This is a genomic window from uncultured Amnibacterium sp. (assembly GCF_964250715.1).
Classification (GTDB): Bacteria; Actinomycetota; Actinomycetes; order Actinomycetales; family Microbacteriaceae; genus Amnibacterium.
Genome location: NZ_CAXUGX010000001.1, coordinates 498,951 through 518,735, shown reverse-complemented (window position 1 = coordinate 518,735; position 19,785 = coordinate 498,951). Strand labels below are relative to the sequence as shown.

Below are 19,785 nucleotides of genomic sequence, written 5' to 3'. Positions count from 1 at the left end.
CCATCGGGCGATCACCGGCTGCCTGTCCATCGGCGCCAGCGCGGCGAGCCCGTCAGGCGCCCTGCTTCTCGCGGGTGCGCTTCGGCGCCTTCTTCGGCGTCTCGTCCTCGTCCTCGTCGTCCTCGGCATGCGTGGCGTCGACCCGCTTCCCGCCCGATCGGCCCTTCGCGGTGCGATTGGACTCCACGCTGCGCCGGAGCGCCTCCATCAGGTCGATGACCTCGCCCTCGCCCTTCGACTCCGGCTCGCCCTCCTCGCCGAAGGTCGCCTGCGTGTAGAGCGCCTCGCCCTGCTCCAGCTTCGCCTCGATCAGGCGGTGCAGCTGTGCCTGGTAGTCGTCGGTGTACTGGGCCGGAGTGAAGTCGCTCTCGAACTCCTTCACGAGCGACTTCGCCATCTTCAGTTCGCGATCCTGGATGGTCAGGTCGCTCTGCAGTGCCGGGAAGTCGGGCTGCCGCACCTCGTCGTCCCACAGCAGGGACTGCAGCAGCAGCACATCGCCGTGCACGCGAAGCGCGCCCAGCCGGGTCTTCTGCCGCAGCGTGTACTGCACGATCGCGGTGCGCTCGGTCTGCTGCAGCACCGTGCGCAGCAGCAGGTAGCTGCGCGGGCTCTTGGAGTCGGGCTCCAGGAAGTAGCTCTTGTCCAGACGGACGGCGTCGACCTGGTTGCTCGGCACGAACTCGACCACGTCGATCTCGCGGCTCTTCTCGACCGGCAGCGACTTCAGGTCCTCGCCGGTCAGCACGACCGTGCGCTCCCCGTCGTCGTACGCCTTGTCGATGTGGTCGTACTCCACGATCGCGCCGCAGACCTCGCAGCGACGCTGGTACCGGATGCGGCCGCCGTCCTGGTCGTGCACCTGGTGGAGGGGCACGTCGTGGTCCTCGGTGGCCGCATAGAGCTTCACGGGCACGTTGACCAGGCCGAAGGTGATGGCGCCACGCCAGATGCTCCGCATCAGAGAAGCGTGGCGCACCCACGGGACCCTGTCAGCCCCCAATCCACGTTTCACCAGCCGTTCATCAGGCACTGTGCTTCGCAGCAGGGTGTGTCGCTGCCGCCGATACCGGGCGGATGCCGCCGCCGGTATGGCAGGTCGACCGGATGGTCGGGCGCAGCACGTCCGAGGTGGAGCAGGCGATCGCCGCGATCGATGACCACTGCGACCGCGTCCGCATGCAGCCGACGATCGAGGCGTTCGAGGCCGCGTCGCGATCCTCGGCAACGCCACCGAGCTGCGCCGACCCGCGCCGGACGGCAGCCCCTCCTGGGCCGAGCCAATCTGCGGCGCGGCCAGGGAATTCGCGTGTCCGCGCTCAGCGATTCAGCAGACTCCCAGGGCATTCTGGAGGAATGAGCGACGCTGCGGGCGGCCAGGACCCCACGCGGTCCCGGCAGACCGTGCTGGTCGGCGGTCGACGACTGGCCGTCACCCACCTGGACAAGGTGCTCTATCCCGAGACCGGCTGGACCAAGGCCGACGTGCTCGATTACTACTCCCGGGTCGCGGACGCGCTCATCCCCCTGATCGCGGATCGGGCTGCGACGCGCAAGCGCTGGGTGGACGGAGTCGGCACGGCGCGCGACCCCGGCACGATGTTCTTCGCGAAGAATATGGAGCAGGGTGCGCCCGCATGGATCGCCCGGCGCGAGATCGAGCACTCCAGCCGGACGACCCTGTATCCGCTCGTCAACGACCTGCCCACCCTGATGTGGCTGGGCCAGATGTCGACGCTGGAGCTGCACGCGCCGCAGTGGCGCTTCCACTCCGACGGCACCCGGGCGAACCCGGACCGCCTGGTGCTGGACCTCGACCCGGGCGAGGGCGTCGGCTTGGCCGAGTGCGCCGAGGTCGCGCGGGCGGCGCGCACGATCCTGACCGGGATGGGGCTCGACGCCCTGCCGGTCACCAGCGGCTCCAAGGGCATCCACCTGTACTCGCCGCTCGACGGCAACCGCACCGCCGACGAGATCAGCGCGGTCGCCCACGAGCTGGCCCGCGCACTGGAAGCCGACCACCCCGACCTGATCGTCAGCGACATGAAGAAGTCGCTGCGGGCCGGCAAGGTCTTGGTGGACTGGAGCCAGAACAACGGCTCGAAGACCACGATCGTGCCGTATTCGCTGCGCGGGACCGTGCGGCCCGCGGCGGCCGGGCCGCGCACCTGGCGAGAGTTGGCAGCGCCCGATCTGCGGCAGCTGGAGCCGCACGAGGTGCTCGACCGGCTTGATGCAAAAGGCGACCTGCTCGCGCCGCTGCACGCCGCCGCCGAGGGCGCCGAGGGTGCCGAGGGTGCCGATTCCGCGGCGGGTGCCGAGCAGCGGCTGGCCGCATATCGCGGCATGCGCAGCGCGGACCGCACGCCGGAGCCGGGAGTCGAACCGGGAGAGACGCGGTCGCGGCCCACGGGCGACAGCTTCGTCATCCAGGAGCACCACGCTCGGCGGCTGCACTGGGACTTCCGGCTGGAGCGCGACGGGGTGCTCGTGTCCTGGGCACTGCCGAAGGGTGTGCCGCAGCTCGGCGGCAAGAACCACCTGGCGGTCCACACCGAGGACCACCCGCTGGACTACGGCTCGTTCGAGGGCGAGATCCCCGCGGGCGAGTACGGCGGCGGGGCCGTCAGCATCTGGGATGCGGGCACCTACTCCGCGGAGAAGTGGCGCGACGACGAGGTCATCGCGACCCTGCAGGGCCGGCAGGGCGGCGGCCTCGCCGGCGAGCCGATCCGGGTCGCCCTGATCCGCACCGGGCGAGGGCGGGCGAAGTCGGGTGCGGATACAACGGGCGCGGGCTCGACTGTTGGAGTTTCGACGGGCGGAGGTTCGCCGAGCGGGGATTCGAAGAGCGGCGAGCAGTGGCTGATCCATCGGATGGCCCTGCTCCGCGACGGAGATGACGCGGGCGGTCACGGCTCCCATCGGCACCGGCCCGAGCACGCGGTCGAAGAGCCGAAGGACGCAGCCGTGCACACGCCGCGCCCGATGCTCGCCTCCGCAGCACCCGCCTCCGGCCCCGATCCAGCAGGGCGCTGGTCGATGGAGATGAAGTGGGACGGGATCCGCGCGATCGTCGTCGTCGAGGACGGCGCTGTGCGTCTGACCAGCCGCAACGACAACGATCTGACCGCGACCTATCCGGAGCTGGACGCCCTGGCGGCGGCGGTCGGCCCGGGTCGCACGGTGCTGGACGGCGAGATCGTGGCGCCCGACGAGCGCGGCCGCCCCAGCTTCTCGCGGCTGCAGCAGCGCATGGGCCTGACCCGGCCCGAGGACGTCGCGGCGGCCCGCCGCCGGCAGGCAGTACGCCTGCTGCTGTTCGACGTGCTGGAGGCGGAGGGCGGATCGCTCGTGGACGCGCCGTACGAGGAGCGGCGGGCGGTGCTGGCGCGCCTGGTGCGGCCCACCGGCCCGATCGACGTGCCCCCTGCCGTCGGTGAAGGCACGGGCGACGCCCTGGCCGGCGCGCTCGAGGCGGCGATGCGGGTCAGCCGCGACCTGGGTCTGGAGGGCGTGGTGGCCAAGCGCTGCGAGGCGCCGTACGCAGCCGGTCGGCGCAGTTCGGACTGGCAGAAGCTGAAGCACGAGCGGGCGCAGGAGGTGGTGATCGGCGGGTGGCGGCCGGGCAGCGGCCGGCGCGCGGATGGGGTCGGGTCGCTGCTGCTCGGACTGCCGGGCACCGACGGCTTGACCTACATCGGGCGGGTCGGCACGGGGTTCTCGGACCGCGAACTGGACGAGGTCGCCTCCCGCCTGCGGCCGCTCGCTCGCACGACGAGCCCCTTCCTCGATGTGCCGTCCGCCGACTCGCGCGACGCCTCCTGGGTCAGCCCGTCCCTGGTCGGCGAGGTGCGGTTCGCCGAGTGGACCGACACGGGCCGCCTGCGGCAGGCCAGCTGGCGCGGCTGGCGCCCCGACAAGGACGCCGCCGAAGTGCGCCGGGAATCCTGACTCGGCCCGCCCGGCCCGCTCGCCGATGCGCCTTCGGGCCGGTGCGGCGGTCTACCGTGGCGGCATGACGACAGCGGATCGGCACCACCACCCCGAGGGCACACCGACGGAAGACGCCGTGGAGCACGACTTCTCGATCCCGGAGGACGCGGACTTCAACGCGGGCGAGGAGAGCGAGGCCGGCGGCGAGTGAGCGCACGCGGATGGGCGGTCGCCGGCATCGCCGCGGGGCTGGTCGCCGGGGTCGCGGCGGGGATCGCCGCGGCCGACCGGGAGGTGCGCAGGCGGGTCGCAGTGCAGGCGCGGTCGGTGCAGACGTCCGTCGCGGAGCGGGCGACGGAGGTGCGGGATCGCGTGGCCGAGACCGCCGGCGGGGTGCGCGAGCGGAACGCCGAGCGCTGGTCGACGGCGCTGCTGCAGGCCGCCGAGGCCCGCGACGACGCCCTGGACCCGCTGGACGACGAGGACGACTCCCGCCCCTGACTCTCCGCCCAGCCCCGCCCCTCCGCCCGCGGTCGGAGCACGTCAGCAGGACAACGTGCCGACAGCAGGTCCACCGTCGACAGGGGACCTGCGGTAGGGACCCTGTCCTGCTATCGCGCTCGTGCGTGCGGCGGCGCGGAGGCGGCGGCTCGGCGGCGGACCGAATGGACAGGAGCGCTCGATACTGTCGGGCCATGGCAGAAACCGGGGCCGCGTCCACGTCTCCGTCCACCTCGACCGCGTTCGAATCGGCTGCGAGGGACGAGGGGCGGCTGCCCGCCGCCCTGGTCGAGTGGATGCCCCGCCAGCGGTGGTTCGGCAAGGGTGGCGACGTCCGGCTGCGGGAACTGGGCCGCGTGGGCCTGCCCTCGCCCGATCCCGCCGCGGACATCGCCGTGCACTTCGTGTTCGATACCGGCAGCGGCACGCTCTACCAGGTTCCCCTGGTCACCCGCGCGTCCGGCGATCCGGGGATCCCGAGCGAGGGACGCATCGGGCCGGTCGGAGGTACAGGGCAGGCCGGCGGTACAGGGCAGGTCGGCGGTACAGGGCAGGTCGGCGGCACGGGGCAGGTCGGCGGCACGGGGCAGGTCGACGACGCCGGCCAGACGGACGATCGCGTGCTCGTGGACGCGCCGCGGGACGCCGCGTTCGGTGCCGCGCTCATGGCGTTCGCGCTGACCGGGCAGGCCGGGGGCGACGGTTTCAGCGCGATGGGCGTGCCGCTCGGGTGGCGCTCGGCGCCGCCGGTGGTGGTGAGCGCGCGGCTGCTCGCCGGCGAGCAGTCGAACACCTCCATCATCCTCGAGCTGGCCGACGAGCACGGCCACCCGCTGCCGCCCGCGATCGTCAAGGTGTTCCGCACGCTGCAGCACGGGGAGAACCCCGACGTCGTCCTGCAGTCGGTCATCGCCGGTGCCGGGTCGCACCGGGTCCCGACGACTCACGCCGCGATCGCGGGTACCTGGCGGGGGTCGGACGGCGCCTCCGAGCGCGGCCATCTGGCCGTGGTCCAGGAGTTCCTGGCCGGCACCGAGGACGCCTGGCGGGTCGCCCTGCGGGCGGCGCGGACCGGGACCGACTTCACCCACGAGGCCCGGGCGCTCGGCGCCGCCACCGCCGAAGTGCACGGCGTGCTCGCCCGCGCCCTGCCCATCCGCGACGCCGACGACGGCGCACGAGCCGCACTGCGGCGCAGCATGACTGCCCGCGCCGAGCAGGCGGAGGCGCTGGTGCCGCAGGTCCGTGAGCGCGCCGCAGCCATCGACGCCGCGCTGGCCGCGGCCACGACCGGGCCGCTGCCCAGCCTGCAGCGGGTGCACGGCGACCTGCACCTGGGCCAGGTGCTGCTCGCGCCGGAGCGCGGCTGGATCCTGCTCGACTTCGAGGGCGAGCCGCTTCGTCCCATGGCGGAGCGCACCGAGCCCGATCTTGCGCTGCGCGACGTGGCCGGGGTCCTGCGGTCGTTCGACTACGTGGCCGGCTCGATCGCGCAGGAGGGCGGCGACGCGGATCACGCCCGCACCTGGGCGGACGCCGCGCGCGACGCGTTCCTGGCCGGATACGCCGCCGAGTCCGGCGTCGACCTGACCGTCGTCGCCCCACTGCTCGCGGCGCTCGAACTCGACAAGGCCCTCTACGAGTGCGTGTACGAGGTGCGCAACCGCCCCGACTGGCTCCCCATCCCCCTGCACGCCGTCCACCGACTGCTGGAGGCAGCATGACCACCATCCAGCCCGCCGACGGCGCCTATCCCGGCTCCGCCCCCACCGTCCCGCCGGTCGCGGCGAAGCACCCGCAGCCGCGCACCCACCACGGCGACACCGTCGTGGACGACTACGAGTGGTTCCGCGACAAGGACGACCCGCAGGTGCGCGCGTACCTGACCGCCGAGAACGCCTGGACCGACTCCCGCCTGGCGCACCTGACGACGCTGCGCACCACGCTGTTCGGCGAGATCAAGTCGCGCACGAAAGAGACCGACCTCTCCGTGCCCACCCGCGAGGGTGACTGGTGGTACTACTCCCGCTCGCAGGAGGGCCTGCAGTACGCCCGCCACTGCCGAGCGCCGATCGCCTCCCCCGACGACTGGACGCCACCGCAGCTCGCCGACGACGTGCCCGGCGAGCAGGTGCTGCTCGACGACAACGAGGAGGCGGCCGGCACCGAGTTCTACTCGCTGGGCAGCTTCGACGTGTCCCTGGACGGCGGCACGCTGCTCTGGGCCGTCGACACGGTCGGCGACGAGCGGTACACGCTGAAGGCGAAGCGCATCGACACCGGCGAGGTGTTACCGGATGTGATCGAGGGCACGATGCCCGGCGCCCAGTTCTCGCCGGACGCCCAGTCGATCTACTACACGACCTGCGACGACGCCTGGCGACCCGACACCGTGTGGCGCCATCCGCTCGGCCGGCCTACAGGTCAGGCCGACGAGCAGGTCTTCACCGAGCCCGACGACCGGTTCTGGGTGGGCATCGGCATGACCCGCAGTCGCCGGTTCCTGGAGATCGGGCTCGGCTCCAAGGTGACCAGCGAGTCGTGGCTGCTCGACACGACGAAGCCGGATGCGGCCTTCGAGGTCGTCTGGCCGCGCCACGAGGGCGTGGAGTACTCCGTCGAGCACGCGGTGCTGGACGGCGAGGACCGCCTGCTGATCCTGCACAACGACCGTGCGGCAAACTTCGAGCTCGTCTCGGTGCCGGTGGACGCGGCCGGCGACGAGTCCGCGCGGCGCGTGCTGATCCCGCACAGCGACGCCACCCGCCTGGAGGACGTGGATGCGTTCGCGCAGTTCGTGGCGGTCTCCTACCGCCGCGAGGGTCTGGCGCGGGTCGGGCTCTACGACCCGCACCGCACCACCGGCTCCGGGGGCACGGGAGACTCCATCGAGGAGATCGCGTTCGACGAGCCGATCTTCTCCGCGGGTCTCGGCGGTAACCCGGAGTGGCACCAACCGACGCTGCGACTCGGCTACACCTCCATGGTCACGCCATCCACCGTGTACGACTACACGGTCGCGACCGGGCAGCGCCGGCGGCTGAAGCAGCAGCCGGTGCTCGGCGACTTCGATCCCACGCACTACGTGTCGCGCCGCGAGTGGGCCGTGGCCGACGACGGCACGAAGGTGCCGATCTCGCTGGTCGGCCGCGCCGACGTGCTCCGCGCCGACGTGCAGGGCACCGACGCGCCGGACGGGGCGCCGCGCCGGCCGGCGCCGCTGCTGCTGTACGGGTACGGCTCGTATGAGGCGAGCATGGACCCCTCGTTCTCGATCGCCCGGCTGTCGCTGCTGGACCGCGGCGTCGTCTTCGCGATCGCGCACGTGCGGGGCGGCGGCGAGATGGGCCGGCACTGGTACGACCAGGGCAAGCTGCTGGCGAAGACCAACACCTTCACCGACTTCGTCGCCGCCGCGCGGCACCTGATCGACGCCGGCTTCACGACGCCGGCGCAGCTCGTCGCCGAGGGGGCGAGCGCCGGCGGCCTGCTGATGGGAGCCGTCGCCAACATCGCGCCGGAGCTGTTCGCCGGCATCCACGCCGGGGTGCCGTTCGTGGATCCGCTCACCTCGATCCTCGATCCCTCCCTGCCGCTGACCGTGATCGAGTGGGACGAGTGGGGCGATCCGCTGCACGACCCGCAGGTGTACGCCTACATGAAGGCGTACTCGCCGGTGGAGAACGTCGCCGATCACCCGTACCCGCGCATCCTCGCCACCACGAGCCTGAACGACACCCGCGTGCTGTACGTCGAGCCCGCCAAGTGGACGGCGAAGCTGCGCGAGGTGCACGCCGATGTGCTGCTGAAGACCGAGATGAGCGCGGGCCACGGCGGCGTCAGCGGCCGGTACGCGGCGTGGCAGGAGCGAGCGTTCGAGCTGGCCTGGATCCTCGACGTGCTGGGGATCACGGCCTGATCGAGGGGTCCGGCCGTGCGCGCGGAACAGTAGCCCTCGGGACCGGATCCGTCAGCGCGACACGCTCGGGCGGCTACGCGATGTGACAGAACCGTCATCCGGTGGCTACTGTTTCGCAGGTCGCGCCGACCCTGGCGGCGACGTTCGTCAGGCGCGGGTACCCGCCCGCACCGCATCCCCAGCGGAATCTTGACGTTCACACACGAGCGGCGGCCCGGTCCATCCGAGTGCGCACGCGTGGAGGTGGGCCTACGTGACCGATGCCGTACGACGTCAGACGACCGAGGTCCTACCGACCCGCCGTATGGCACGCCGAGCCGAAGCCGCCCGGGTGCCCCCGCGGCCCGGTCGCTCCGGATCCGATCGCTCCGGTCGCCGGCCGGTCTGGGCTCGGCTGACGTTGTCGGTCCTGGTCTCCGGGCTGACCGTCGGCATCGTCGCCACGGTGGCGCTGCCCTCGTACGCCTTCGACCCCGTCGCGACCGGCGGCAGCGCGTCGCTCGACTCCGGCTCGGTGGGCGCCCAAGGCGCCGCAGCGGTCGTCGTGACGGCGGGCCCCACCCAGGCACTGGCCGTGGATGGTGGCGCGCAGCAGGCCGTGGCACCCAGGGACAAGCTGACGTCCACCGTGCCGACCCCGGTCCAGAAGCGGCGCGCGTTCGCTGCCAAATTCGCTCGGTACTCGGGCAAGACGGCCGCCGACTACGCCGCCGACCCCGACCACCTGCCCTTCAGCCTGAAGGCCGTCTTCGCGACCGCGGAGTCGTACCTGGGCGTGCCGTACGTCTTCGGCGGAGCGGACCCGAGCGGCATGGACTGCTCTGGCTTCGTCATGTTCGTCTATGCCCGGTACGGCATCAGCGTCGCGCACTCGGTGCACATGGAGGACGCGGCAGGGGTGCGCATCTCGGAAGCCGACGCCCAGCCGGGCGACCTGGTGGTCTTCAACGACATGTCCCACATCGGGTTCTACGCCGGGAACGGCCGCATCCTGGACGCGCCTTCCGCGGGCCGCAACATCCAGGAGCGCGCCATCTGGAGCAACGCGGTCCACTTCGTGCGGTTCGGTCTGCGCTGAGTCGACCGGCGGTTCTGTTCAACACGGCCCTTCGACCAGCTCAGTCGAGCAGTCCGGTGCTGTAAGCCAGCACGGCCAGGGTGCCCGGCAGGAACGCGATGCACGGCACCGCCGCCACGACCGCGGCGAACCGGGTCCGCCCCGACCTCGGCAGGACGAGCACCGTGAGCAGCACGAGGGCGAAGTCGAGCACCGCCTGCACGGGGTGCAGTGCGATGGTCGCGGGCAGCTGACCGGTCGCGCGCAGCAGCAGCTGCTGGGTGGTCCCGTCGACCAGGATCGCGCCGGCCAGCACCGCCAGCACGATCCCGCCCAGCACGCCCCGAGCCGACAGGGACCAGGAGGTCAGCGCGGCGAGCGCCGGGCAGACCGTCACGGCCACCGCAGCCCAGCCGAGCGCCGGCAGATCCGCGGGCCGGCCGAGCACCAGCGTCGACCAGCCGTAGTAGCCGATCACCGCCGCCCCGTAGGCCGCGGCGCCCGACCAAGCGGCGAGCTGCGGGGACCGCGCCGTCCTGCCGATCGTCGCGATGCCGGCGATCCAGACCGCCGCATAGACGACCAGGTCGTGCAGGGCCGCCGTCGGCGAGTCGGTCAGCACCCGCGCGAGCACTCCCCACCCGAGCCCGATCGCCGCACACAGCAGCACGGCGGCCGCCGCGGGCTGGGCGTACCGCCGGTCGATGGCGGCACGCGATCGCGGGATGGGCTGAGCGGTCACCGGCGCCCCACCCCGCTTCCGCTTCTACCGTGCTGGTTTCGCAGGCGTCGTCCGCCGCACCGGTCACGGTACACAGGGGTTGCTGCCGCTGCGGGCTGGCCGACCCGGGCCGGTGTGCACCGTGCGCGGATCGTTGTGAAAGCGCCGGAGGGGTGTGCGCGGGCGGTGCAGGCCAGACGGGTCGCACTGCGACGGGTCACAGTACGACGGTGCACGTGCAGCGCGTGCACTAGACAGGAGCGATGAGCGACTCCGACCGTGGTCCGCGCCTCGTCCCACTGCCCGGAAGCGACCGCGGACCCGCGCCGCGGGCGGTTGCGGCCAACGAGCCCGCCGAGGGACCGGTTGAGGCAACAGTGGTCCTGCGGCGGGCCGGCGTGCCCGCGAGCGCCGCTGCCCCCGCTGGTGCGGACCCGGCGGACCTGGACCTGGTGGTGCGCACCTTGACCGGGCTGGGGGTCGAGGTGATCGAGACGCACGCCGCGTCACGCCGCCTGCGCATCCGCGCCTCCGTGCAGACCGCCGAGACCGTGTTCGGCACGCGCCTCGGCCTCGCCCGCAGCGCCGGACCGGACGGCGAGGTCCTGCACCGGCACCGCACCGGCGGGCTCAGCATCCCGGCGGCGCTCGACGGCGTGGTGACCGCGGTGCTCGGCCTGGACGACCGGCCGCAGGCGCGGGCCCAGTTCCGGGTCGCGGCGCCGCGGGCCGCTTCGCACGGATTCACCCCCGTGGAACTGGGCGCACTCTACGAGTTCCCCGCCGACACCGACGGCGCCGGGCAGACGATCGCCGTCATCGAACTGGGCGGCGGATTCGGCCCGGATGACCTGCACACCTATTTCTCCGGCCTCGGCGTCGGGCCGGTGGACGTGACCGCGATCGGCGTGGATGGGGCGCAGAACGCACCCGGCGTCGATCCGCAGGGCGCCGACGGCGAGGTGCTGCTCGACATCGAGGTCGTCGGGGGGCTGGCGCCGAGGGCGACGATCGTCGTCTACTTCGCACCGAACACCGACGCCGGCTTTCTGGACGCGATAGCGCAGGCCGCCCACGCCACCCCGACTCCGGCGGCGATCAGCATCAGCTGGGGCCAGAGCGAGGACCAGTGGACCGCGCAGGCCCGCCGCGCGTTCGACGAAGCGCTGCAGGATGCGACCGCACTCGGCGCTACGGTCACGGCCGCTGCCGGCGACAACGGCAGCGGTGACGGACAGAGCGACGGCGGCGCCCACGTGGACTTCCCCGCCTCCAGCCCCCACGCCCTGGCCTGCGGCGGCACCAGCCTGCGGGCGGGCGGCGGCACGGTCACCGCCGAGACGGTCTGGAACGACGGTGCAGGCGCAGGAGCGACCGGCGGCGGGGTCAGCCGCACCTTCCCGCTGCCGTCGTGGCAGGCCGCCGCGGGTGTGCCGGCCGCACCGGCGAGCGGCGGCGGCCGCGGGGTGCCCGATGTGGCCGCGAACGCCGACCCCGTCACCGGGTATCAGGTGCTGGTGGACGGCACGCGCGCCGTGTACGGCGGCACGAGCGCGGTCGCTCCGCTCTGGGCGGCGCTCGTCGCCCGCCTGGTGCAGGCCCTCGGCACCCCGCTCGGGCTGCTGCAGCCCGCGCTCTACGCCGCACCGCAGACATTTCGTGACATCCGCGAGGGCGACAACGGCGACTTCAGCGCCGGCGCCGGCTGGGACGCCTGCACCGGGCTCGGCACCCCGAACGGCGAGGCGCTGCTCGCCGCGCTCCGCTCCTCCGCCGCTGCCTGAGTCCTTCAGGAATTCAGGACGAATCGAGAAACGAAGGACGAAGGGGGCCGATCCGGCCTGCGTTGCTCGCGATCTCCTGAATCACTCGGCGCACGACGGAGAGACGGAGGCGCTCAGCGGGTCAGCGCAGCGCCTCGGTCAGCAGGTGGATCAGCGCGTCGAGCTGCACGGAACCCTCGGCGGCCACCTCGCTGTCGTCGCCGTCCAGCGCCCGCGCCGCGAGCGACGCCTTGGCGTCGACCAGCTCCGCGATCTTCGCGTCGATGGTGTGCGCCGCGATGATGCGCCACGCGGTCACCGGCTCGCCCTGCCCGATTCGGTGGGTGCGGTCGATCGCCTGCTGCTGTTCCGCGGCGGTCCACGACAGCTCCGCGAGCACCACGTTGGAGGCGACCTGCAGATTCAGTCCCACGCCCGCGGCGGTCAGCGAGCAGACGGCGGCCTTGACGTTCGGGTCAGTCATGAACGCGTCCACCTCGCGCTGCCGGGCGATCGCGGTCTGGTCGCCGCGGATGGAGATGCTGCGGATATCTCGACGGGCGAAGATCGCCTCCGCCTGGTCCATCACGTCGATGTGCTTGGCGAACAGCACCACCTTGCCCACGGAGCGGGCCAGCTGGGTGGCGTAGTCGGCCGCGAGCGCCGCCTTGGCCTGCCCGATCTTGCGCACCATGGTGAAGATGTTCTCGCCGGTCTTGGCGGCGCGCGACTCCTCCAGCTCCTGCTCCGCCACCATGCGGATCAGGGCCGGCCGGTCGATGTCGGACACCGGCTTGCGGGCCGCGACCAGGGCGCGATAGCGCGAAACGAGGCGCTGGGCGAGTTCGCGTTCGGCCTGCTTGATGGAGCGGCCCAGGTCATCGTCCAGCTCGACCGGCAGGTCGACGACCCGCTTGGCGGGCAGGTCGGCGGCGACATCGATCTTGCGGCGCCGCACGATCCCTAAGTCGATGACCGCTTCGCGGGCCGCGCGCCCGAAGCCGGGATCGGCGGGGGTGAGCCCGATCTCCTCCAGCTCGTTCATCAGCGCGGGCCGCGGCCGGCTGTCGTCGATCCAGCCGAGGAACTGCCAGATCGCCTTGAAGTCCTCGGTGCTGTTGATCACCGGAGTACCGGTCAACGCCAGCAGCAGCGGATCCGTCGTGCGCTCGCGGAGCGACGCGGCCAGCTGCAGCACCAGCTTGGAGCGCTGCGAGGTGAGGTTCTTGATGAAGTGCGCCTCGTCCACGACCATGCCGCGGAACCCCAGGGTGCGCAGCCAGCCGGAGTGCCTGTCGAGCACCTCGTAGTTGACGATCACGATGTCGGCGAACGCGTCGAGGTCGGCGCCGTCGCCGTGGATGACCGTGGCGCGGCGGTGCGGCGTCCACTGCTCCACCTCGCGCGCCCAGTTCATCTTGACGACGTTCGGCACGACGGCGAGCAGCGGGTAGGCGTCTGCCACGGACGCGGCGATCAGGCTCTGGGCGGTCTTGCCGAGGCCCGGCTCGTCGGCCAGCAGGAACGTGCGGTGGCCGCGGACGACGGATTCGATCAGCTGCGCCTGGTGATGCATCAGCGTCTGACCGGCGGGCGCCCAGCGGGGGCGGGCCGGCGCCTCCGGCAGCGGCATGGAGGTGACGGAACCGCCCTGCTCGAAGCTGCGGAACAGCGGGCCGAGCAGTTCCCAGTTGGCGAGCCGGCGCGACGTGAGCGACGGTGCGGGCCGCAGATCCGGGGCGAGGAACGGATTGGCCAACTGCCGAGCGCGCACGGAGACGGGCATCACCTGGCGGCCGGCGAGCGGATCGGTGGCGACCGGGGCGGGAGCCTGCTCCTGCCCCACCTCGTATCCGGCCTCCTCCAGCATGCGGCGGCGCAGCGAGCGGGCGGCATCGGAGGTGGGCACGCTCGTCTCAAGCAGCGCGATCAGCGACGTGTCGCGCGCCGCGGTCTTCGCGAGGATCGTGGCGACCCCGTCGAGGCGTTTCAGCGTCTCGGCGCGGTCCGCCTCGGACATGTCCTCGTCGGTCTTCGCGCGCGCCCGCTCCTCGCGCACCAGCAGGGCGATCACCTGGAACTTGGTGCGGCCGGCCGGGCTGACGTGGCCTCGCCCGGCGGCGGTCTCCACCTCGCGCACAGCACGGGCGAGCACGGGGATCAGCCCGGTGTTGTCGATCGTGCCGCCCTTGCGGGCGCGCGAGCGGGACGGAGCGAAGGTACGGGACAACCGATGTTCTCCATAGGATCCGGTGCGCCTCGCGGTCGGCGGGCTGGCCCGGCCATGACCGGCTCGACGCACATGAACGGGGACCCGCACCGACTGCAGAGGATGCGGCGTCCGCCGCACCGGAACTGCTCGCGGACCGATCAGGACTGGCCGCGACCGTCCAGTGCATCCGGATGCGGCTCGCGTGTCATGCGAGCGGCGGCCGGCTGCGGGCGGTGCAAGCAGTCGTCAAGGGGTTCGCGCCTGGGATTGGTGCGGCGGGATGAGTGTATCGCCCACCGGCGGGTCCGTCCGTTAGGACGCGGTGCCCCAGTCCGCGGGGTCATGCGCCGGCGTCAGCCCGCCGCGTGCGCCCCCCTCCAGCACCCCTCCGTCCGGCGCGAACCGGCTGCCGCACACCGGGCAGTCCCAGCTGTGCTCCAGGTCGTTCCACGAGAGCGTGCCGCCCAGCCGGTTGCAGACGCCGGACACGCTGCGCACCACACCGCCGACGCGGCTGGTGGCGACCAGGCCGTCGGAGGTGCGGTGCACGATGCCGGCACCGTCGCGCAGCAGGCGGCGATCCGCGGGCACGGCACGGACCACGCCGCCGAGCAGGCGGCGCGCCGCGGCCGCGTCGGTGCTGATGCCGATGCGCTGGCTGGCTGGACGCGTGACGCGCCGGCCGATGGTCGCCGCCCATCCGGGCTTGGTGCTGCCGGTCAGTTCGGCGGCGATGCGGAGCCCGGCGGCGGCGCCGTGGGTCAGACCCCACCCGTCGAAGCCGGTCGCGAACAGCACCCGGCCGAACGCGCGGGGCAGGCGGCCGACGAACGCGATCGGATTGAACGGCCGGTAGTCCTGCCCCGACCAGGTCGCAGCCCGCGCGAACCCCTCCAGGTGGGCGGTCGACCAGCGCTCCAGCGCGTCCGCGCGCGCCGACTCCGGTCCGCCGACGCCGGTCGGGTGGGCGCCGCCGGTCACGACGGCGCCGGACGCGGTGACGGCGACGGTGTGGCTGCCCTGCGCACCGAGGGCAGTGATCAGGGGAAGCGCGTCGTCGACCCCGGTGCCGCACATCGACAGCGTGCGGATGGCCTGCGTCTTCAGCAGGTAGAGCCCGCGATCGAGGATCGGCGTACCGGTCGCCAGCACCACCTTCTCGGCCTCGCGAGTGCCGCTCCCGGTCTCCACGAGCGAGCCGCCGCGCACGCCGACCCGGATGTCGGTGACGCGCTCGCCTTCCAGCACCTCGCTTCCGGCGTCCCGGACGGCCGCCGCCAGGGCGACGAGCAGCCGCTTGGGGTCCAGCAGCAGCTGATCGCGGAGGCGCAGTGCGCCGTGGGTGGGGAACGGCAGGTCGAGACCGCGCAACTTCTCCACCGGCAGGCCGGCGCGGGCGGCCGCGAGGTGCTCGTCGTCGACGCGGCGTGCGCCGCTCGCGGTCTCGGCGACCAGCAGCGCGTCCCGATACTCGACCGGGACGCCGAGCCGCTGCGCCGTGTCCCGCAGCCAGGCGAAGCCGTCCGCGTTCGCGTGACGGTAGGCCGCGGCGTTCTTGGCGGCCGTCTCCGAGCGCATCCGGCTGTAGGCGGTGCCGTGCAACTGGCTGACGATGCCCGCGGACCGGCCGCTGGTACCTCCGCCGACCGGCTCCGCAGTCAGCACGGTGACGGACTGGCCGGCTTCGGCCGCCATGAGTGCCGTCGACAGCCCGACGATGCCGGCGCCGACGACGATCAGGTCCCGCTGCTCCCCCGCGCCCGCCACCTTCCGCACGCTAGCGGCGCAAGCTGAGCCTTCTCGCGCAGGCGGTACCCGCAATCGCGGCCCGCACCCTCCGCCGCACCCCCGAGCACTTCAGCAGGACCAGGTCCCGACAGCAGGTTCGTGGTTGACCAGCAGCCTGCTGACCGGACCCTGACCTGTTGTCGTGCTCTGGCGATCGACGTGTCGAGGGCGTGGCAGAGGGCCGGAGCGCGGCGGGCGCGGGTGATGGTTCGGCGCCGGAGTCAGGCGGCGGGGCCGGTGGCCAGGGTGACGGTCGCCGTGTGCGATGCACCCGCGGTGTCGGTGTACGTGATGCTCACGCTCGTACCCGGTTTCAGCGTGCGGAGTGCCGCCGACAGCGACGAGGCGTCGGGCAGGGAGGTGCCGTCCACGGCGGTCACCACGTCGCCCGCCTCCAGGCCCGCGGTGTCCGCCGGCGTGCCGTCGATGACGCCGCCGACGGTCGCGCCGGTCCCGGCGCTCGACCCGTCCGAGGCGACCTCGACCCCGAGGAACCCGGGCGTGCCGATCGTGATGGTGTCGGAGGCCTTACCCGCTTCGATGTCCCCCGCGATCGACAGCGCCTTCGTGATGGCGATGGCGTACCCGGTCACGTCGCGGGTGCCCGAGCTGGCTGCCGTGTCGATGCCGACCACCTGGCCGTCCGTGTCCAGCAGCGGTCCGCCCGAGTCGCCGGAGACGACGTCGGCGTCGGTCTCGATCAGCCCGGTCAGCGACTCCGAATCCGCACTGCCCTCGCCGGCGGTGGTGATCGCCTGCTTCAGCGCGGTCACCTGGCCCTTCGCGGCGATCAGTGTGCCGCCGCCCTCCGCGTTGCCCACGGCCGTCACGTCGTCCCCGACGGAGGCGGTGTCCGAGGAGATCGACGCGGTCGTCAGCCCCGAGGCGCCCTGCAGTTGCAGCACGGCGATGTCGTGCGTCGCGTCGGTGCCGACGACCTTCGCGGTGTAGGTGCGGCCGGTCGATTCGACGGTCACGGCGATGCTCGTGGCGCCGGCGACGACGTGGTTGTTGGTGAGGATCTCGCCGTCGGCGCTCAGCACGATTCCCGTGCCCGCGGAGGACGCCCGCTCGTACTGCAGCTGCGACACGATCGTGACGACGCCCCGCTGCTGGGCGGCGGTCGCCGTGGTGCCGGTCGAGGCCGAGGCTCCGGAGGAGCCGTCGCCGCTGGAGGAGCCCTGTCCGCCGGAGAAGCCCTGCCCGCCCGAAAAGCCTTGTCCGCCGGAGAAGCCCTGGCTCCCCGAGAAGCCCTGGCCGCCCGAGGTGCCGCCGCCGGAGAAGGTCTGCCCGCCGGTCGTGCCGCCTGCAGTGCCCTGACCGAAGGCGCCGGTGGCGGTATCCGTGCGGCTGAGGGCGGCGCCGGACAGGGCACCGATCCCGGTGCCGACGCCCAGGATCAGCGCCGCCGCGCTGCCGAGGGCCACCGCACGGCGACCACGCGACCATGGGCGACGGACGCGACCGGCATCGGTACCGGCAGCCTCGCTAGCGGCACCCTCGGTACCGGCAGCCCCGTCGGCGGCGAAGTGGCTGCCGTCGATGTGCGCGGCGTCCGGGGCTCCGACCACCGGGCGTTCGTCAGCAGGAATGTGCGCGTCGGAGGGAGACGACGACGGGGAGGAGGAAGAGGAAGAGGAAGAAGCGGAGGAGGAGGAAGCGGAGAGAGGCGACTGCTCGTTCATGGCACTGAGTGCACGCCCCGAAGCAGGGTGCGCCACAAGTGCTGTCGATGCGCTTCCTATGAGCTCTCCGCAAGGGAGTCCGGAGGGAGGATCGGAGGTGGTCCGGTCGATGTGCGCGGAGAGCGCCCCCGTACGCTGGAGCGGTGTCGACCGCCGCCGTGCCGCTCCCGCCGGGTCTGATCGCCTCCGACGAGGTCGCCGCCGCGCTGGCCGACGGCCGGCCCGTCGTCGCCCTGGAGTCGACGATCATCTCGCACGGGCTTCCGCGCCCGCGCAACCTGCAGGCAGCCCGCGACTTCGAGGGGCTGCTGCGCGACCGTAGCGTCACGCCGGCGACGATCGCCGTGCTGGACGGGGTGCCCCGCATCGGCCTGACCGGTGGCGAGGTGCGCCGGATCGCCGAGGAGGACCTGGTCAAGGCGAGCGTCCGCGACCTGGCGGTCCTGGCCGCCCGCCGCGCGAGCGGAGCGACGACGGTCGCCGCCACCGCGTACCTGGCCGCCCGCGCCGGCATCCGCGTCTTCGCCACGGGCGGCCTCGGCGGCGTGCACCGCGGCGCCTCCGGTACCTTCGACGAGTCGGCGGACCTCTCCACCCTGGCCGCGGCGCCCGTCGCCGTCGTATCCGCCGGCGTCAAGAGCGTGCTCGACATCGCCGGCACCCTGGAACGGCTCGAGACGCTCAGCGTGCCCGTCGTCGGCTATCGCACCGACGTGTTCCCCAGCTTCTGGCTGGCGGAGTCGCCGTTCCGGCTGGATTGGCGGGTGGACTCGCCGCAGGAGGTCGCCGACATCTTGCGGGCGCAGGCCGCCGCGGCCGTCCCCGGTCTGCCGCGGCCCGGTCTGGTCGTCGCCAATCCGGTGCCGATCGCCGAGCAGTGGGATCCCGTGGAGCACGACCGCGTGCTGGCCCAGGCCCTCGCCGCCGCTGATGAAGCCGGCGTGCGTGGCAAGCAGGTGACTCCGTTCCTGCTCTCCTTCATCGTGCAGGCCTCCGGCGGCGTCTCACTGGAGGTGAACCTGGCGCTGGCCAGGAACAACGTCCGGGTGGCCGCCGACATCGCCGTCGCGCTCGCCGCGTCCGGCGCCGCAGGCTGAGACCGCCGTGGCGGCGCGCCGGCCCAAGGTGCTCGTGGTCGGCGACGTCATCGACGACATCGTGGTGCGGCCCGACGGCGCCCTGCAGGCCGACACCGATACTCCGAGCCGGATCGATCCGCGGCCCGGCGGCTCTGCCGCGAACACGGCGTGCTGGCTGGCGGCGGCGGGCGTGCCGACGACGTTCGTGGGCACCGTCCACCACCTGGACGTCGCCCGGCACGCCGCGGTGTTCGCCGCCGCCGGAGTCGACGCGCGGCTCACCGGATCGGACCTGCCCACCGGGACGATCGTCGTCCTGGTGCAGGGCCAGCACCGCAGCATGCTGACGAGCCGCGGAGCGAACGCCGCCACCCACCCCGGGCAGATCACCGACGACCTGCTCGCGGGGGCGACGCACCTGCACCTGACCGGCTACAGCCTGTTCGATGCGCGGTCCGCCGGCGACGACGCCGCCTGGTCGGCCCTGTCGACCCGGGCGCACGGCCTCGGCCTGACGCGCTCCCTGGATCCCTCCTCGCGCTCGTTCCTCGCGACCCACGGCGTCGAACGTCTGCTGCGCACCGTCGCCGGGATCGAGGTGCTGCTGCCGAGCGCCGACGAGGCGGCCCTGCTCGGTGGCGGGAGCGGAGACGGCGGAGGGGACGGCGGCGACGATGACGATGACGAAGACGATGACGATGACGATGACGAAGACGATGACGGCGGGCCCGAGCTGGCGGCGACCCGGCTGGCTCGCGATCACGACGTGGTCGCGGTCAAGCTCGGCGACCGAGGTGCGGTGGTCGCCGCGAACGGCGCTCTGCACCGGCGGACGGTGTCCCCCGGGCCCGTCGTGGATCCGACCGGTGCCGGAGACGCCTTCGACGCCGGGTTCCTGGCCGCCTGGCTGGCCGGATCGGACCCGGTCGATGCCGTCGACGCGGGCAACGCGCTCGCCCGTCGAGCGATCGGAATCATCGGCGCGCGGCCCGCCTGAGCCGACCCGTCGACGCCGAAACGGAAGATTGCCGTTCACCGAACCGCAACCGCCACGTCGACGAACACCTGCATGGTGGGGCGTAGCGGCCGAGTGATCCTTCGATCCGGGCGAAGCGAGAGGCATT

14 protein-coding genes are annotated in these 19,785 nt (G+C 72.9%); 9 read left to right on the top strand and 5 right to left on the bottom strand.

Annotated features, from left to right (window positions below):
• Window positions 1-52 precede the first annotated feature (52 nt).
• Window positions 53-961, bottom strand: a complete 909-nt coding sequence (locus ACFE7H_RS02385; RefSeq protein ID WP_375399585.1) for a Ku protein — start codon at window positions 959-961, stop codon at window positions 53-55.
• A gap of 395 nt (window positions 962-1,356) precedes the next feature.
• Here ACFE7H_RS02385 and ACFE7H_RS02380 point away from each other — a divergent pair, with 395 nt between their 5' ends.
• The 6 genes from ACFE7H_RS02380 (at window position 1,357) to ACFE7H_RS02355 (ending at window position 9,434) form a co-directional block, all read left to right on the top strand.
• The gene (locus ACFE7H_RS02380) at window positions 1,357-3,954 is read left to right on the top strand and encodes an ATP-dependent DNA ligase (RefSeq protein ID WP_375399584.1); all 2,598 of its coding nucleotides are present in this window, start codon (window positions 1,357-1,359) and stop codon (window positions 3,952-3,954) included.
• A gap of 64 nt (window positions 3,955-4,018) precedes the next feature.
• Complete coding sequence (locus ACFE7H_RS02375; protein WP_375399583.1) at window positions 4,019-4,147, top strand: hypothetical protein; 129 nt, start codon at window positions 4,019-4,021, stop codon at window positions 4,145-4,147.
• Window positions 4,144-4,437: a hypothetical protein gene (locus ACFE7H_RS02370; RefSeq protein WP_375399582.1), complete on the top strand. Its 294-nt coding sequence runs from the start codon at window positions 4,144-4,146 to the stop codon at window positions 4,435-4,437. The genes ACFE7H_RS02375 and ACFE7H_RS02370 overlap by 4 nt, the downstream gene beginning before the upstream one ends.
• A 194-nt stretch (window positions 4,438-4,631) precedes the next feature.
• Entirely contained in the window at window positions 4,632-6,161 is a 1,530-nt protein-coding gene (locus ACFE7H_RS02365; protein WP_375399581.1) for a phosphotransferase, read from the top strand.
• Complete coding sequence (locus tag ACFE7H_RS02360) at window positions 6,158-8,356, top strand: S9 family peptidase (protein ID WP_375399580.1); 2,199 nt, start codon at window positions 6,158-6,160, stop codon at window positions 8,354-8,356. The genes ACFE7H_RS02365 and ACFE7H_RS02360 overlap by 4 nt, the downstream gene beginning before the upstream one ends.
• A 304-nt stretch (window positions 8,357-8,660) precedes the next feature.
• The gene (locus tag ACFE7H_RS02355; RefSeq protein WP_375399579.1) at window positions 8,661-9,434 is read left to right on the top strand and encodes a C40 family peptidase; all 774 of its coding nucleotides are present in this window, start codon (window positions 8,661-8,663) and stop codon (window positions 9,432-9,434) included.
• A 40-nt stretch (window positions 9,435-9,474) separates the two neighbouring features.
• Here ACFE7H_RS02355 and ACFE7H_RS02350 read toward each other — a convergent pair whose 3' ends face one another.
• Window positions 9,475-10,155 (bottom strand): DUF6518 family protein, encoded by a 681-nt coding sequence (locus ACFE7H_RS02350; protein WP_375399578.1) that lies wholly within the window; start codon window positions 10,153-10,155, stop codon window positions 9,475-9,477.
• A gap of 242 nt (window positions 10,156-10,397) precedes the next feature.
• On the opposite strand from ACFE7H_RS02350, the gene ACFE7H_RS02345 reads away from it, so the two are divergent.
• Window positions 10,398-11,918 carry a S8 family serine peptidase gene (locus tag ACFE7H_RS02345; RefSeq protein WP_375399577.1) on the top strand — a complete coding sequence of 507 codons (1,521 nt, stop codon included), beginning with the start codon at window positions 10,398-10,400 and terminating at the stop codon, window positions 11,916-11,918.
• A gap of 121 nt (window positions 11,919-12,039) precedes the next feature.
• Here the strand turns inward: ACFE7H_RS02345 and ACFE7H_RS02340 are convergent, their stop codons facing one another.
• The 3 genes from ACFE7H_RS02340 to ACFE7H_RS02330 form a co-directional block, all read right to left on the bottom strand.
• The gene (locus tag ACFE7H_RS02340; protein WP_375399576.1) at window positions 12,040-14,127 is read right to left on the bottom strand and encodes a DEAD/DEAH box helicase; all 2,088 of its coding nucleotides are present in this window, start codon (window positions 14,125-14,127) and stop codon (window positions 12,040-12,042) included.
• Window positions 14,128-14,421: 294 nt separating this feature from the next.
• Window positions 14,422-15,876, bottom strand: coding sequence for an FAD-dependent oxidoreductase (locus ACFE7H_RS02335; RefSeq protein ID WP_375399575.1), 1,455 nt, complete (start codon window positions 15,874-15,876; stop codon window positions 14,422-14,424).
• A 242-nt stretch (window positions 15,877-16,118) separates the two neighbouring features.
• On the bottom strand, window positions 16,119-17,468 hold the full coding sequence (locus ACFE7H_RS02330) for a S1C family serine protease (protein WP_375399574.1): 1,350 nt from the start codon (window positions 17,466-17,468) through the stop codon (window positions 16,119-16,121).
• Window positions 17,469-17,725: 257 nt separating this feature from the next.
• Here ACFE7H_RS02330 and ACFE7H_RS02325 point away from each other — a divergent pair, with 257 nt between their 5' ends.
• The gene (locus ACFE7H_RS02325; RefSeq protein WP_375399573.1) at window positions 17,726-18,679 is read left to right on the top strand and encodes a pseudouridine-5'-phosphate glycosidase; all 954 of its coding nucleotides are present in this window, start codon (window positions 17,726-17,728) and stop codon (window positions 18,677-18,679) included.
• Window positions 18,680-18,686: 7 nt separating this feature from the next.
• On the top strand, window positions 18,687-19,658 hold the full coding sequence (locus tag ACFE7H_RS02320) for a carbohydrate kinase family protein (RefSeq protein ID WP_375399572.1): 972 nt from the start codon (window positions 18,687-18,689) through the stop codon (window positions 19,656-19,658).
• Window positions 19,659-19,785 lie beyond the last annotated feature (127 nt).

Excerpts from the sequence above, each read along its gene's own strand:
- ACFE7H_RS02385 (WP_375399585.1), bottom strand. The coding sequence starts at position 961 with ATGCGGAGCATCTGGCGTGGCGCCATCACCTTCGGCCTGGTCAACGTG.
- ACFE7H_RS02380 (WP_375399584.1), top strand. The coding sequence starts at position 1,357 with ATGAGCGACGCTGCGGGCGGCCAGGACCCCACGCGGTCCCGGCAGACC.
- ACFE7H_RS02375 (WP_375399583.1), top strand. The coding sequence starts at position 4,019 with ATGACGACAGCGGATCGGCACCACCACCCCGAGGGCACACCGACGGAA.
- ACFE7H_RS02365 (WP_375399581.1), top strand. The coding sequence starts at position 4,632 with ATGGCAGAAACCGGGGCCGCGTCCACGTCTCCGTCCACCTCGACCGCG.
- ACFE7H_RS02360 (WP_375399580.1), top strand. The coding sequence starts at position 6,158 with ATGACCACCATCCAGCCCGCCGACGGCGCCTATCCCGGCTCCGCCCCC.
- ACFE7H_RS02355 (WP_375399579.1), top strand. The coding sequence starts at position 8,661 with ATGGCACGCCGAGCCGAAGCCGCCCGGGTGCCCCCGCGGCCCGGTCGC.
- ACFE7H_RS02345 (WP_375399577.1), top strand. The coding sequence starts at position 10,398 with ATGAGCGACTCCGACCGTGGTCCGCGCCTCGTCCCACTGCCCGGAAGC.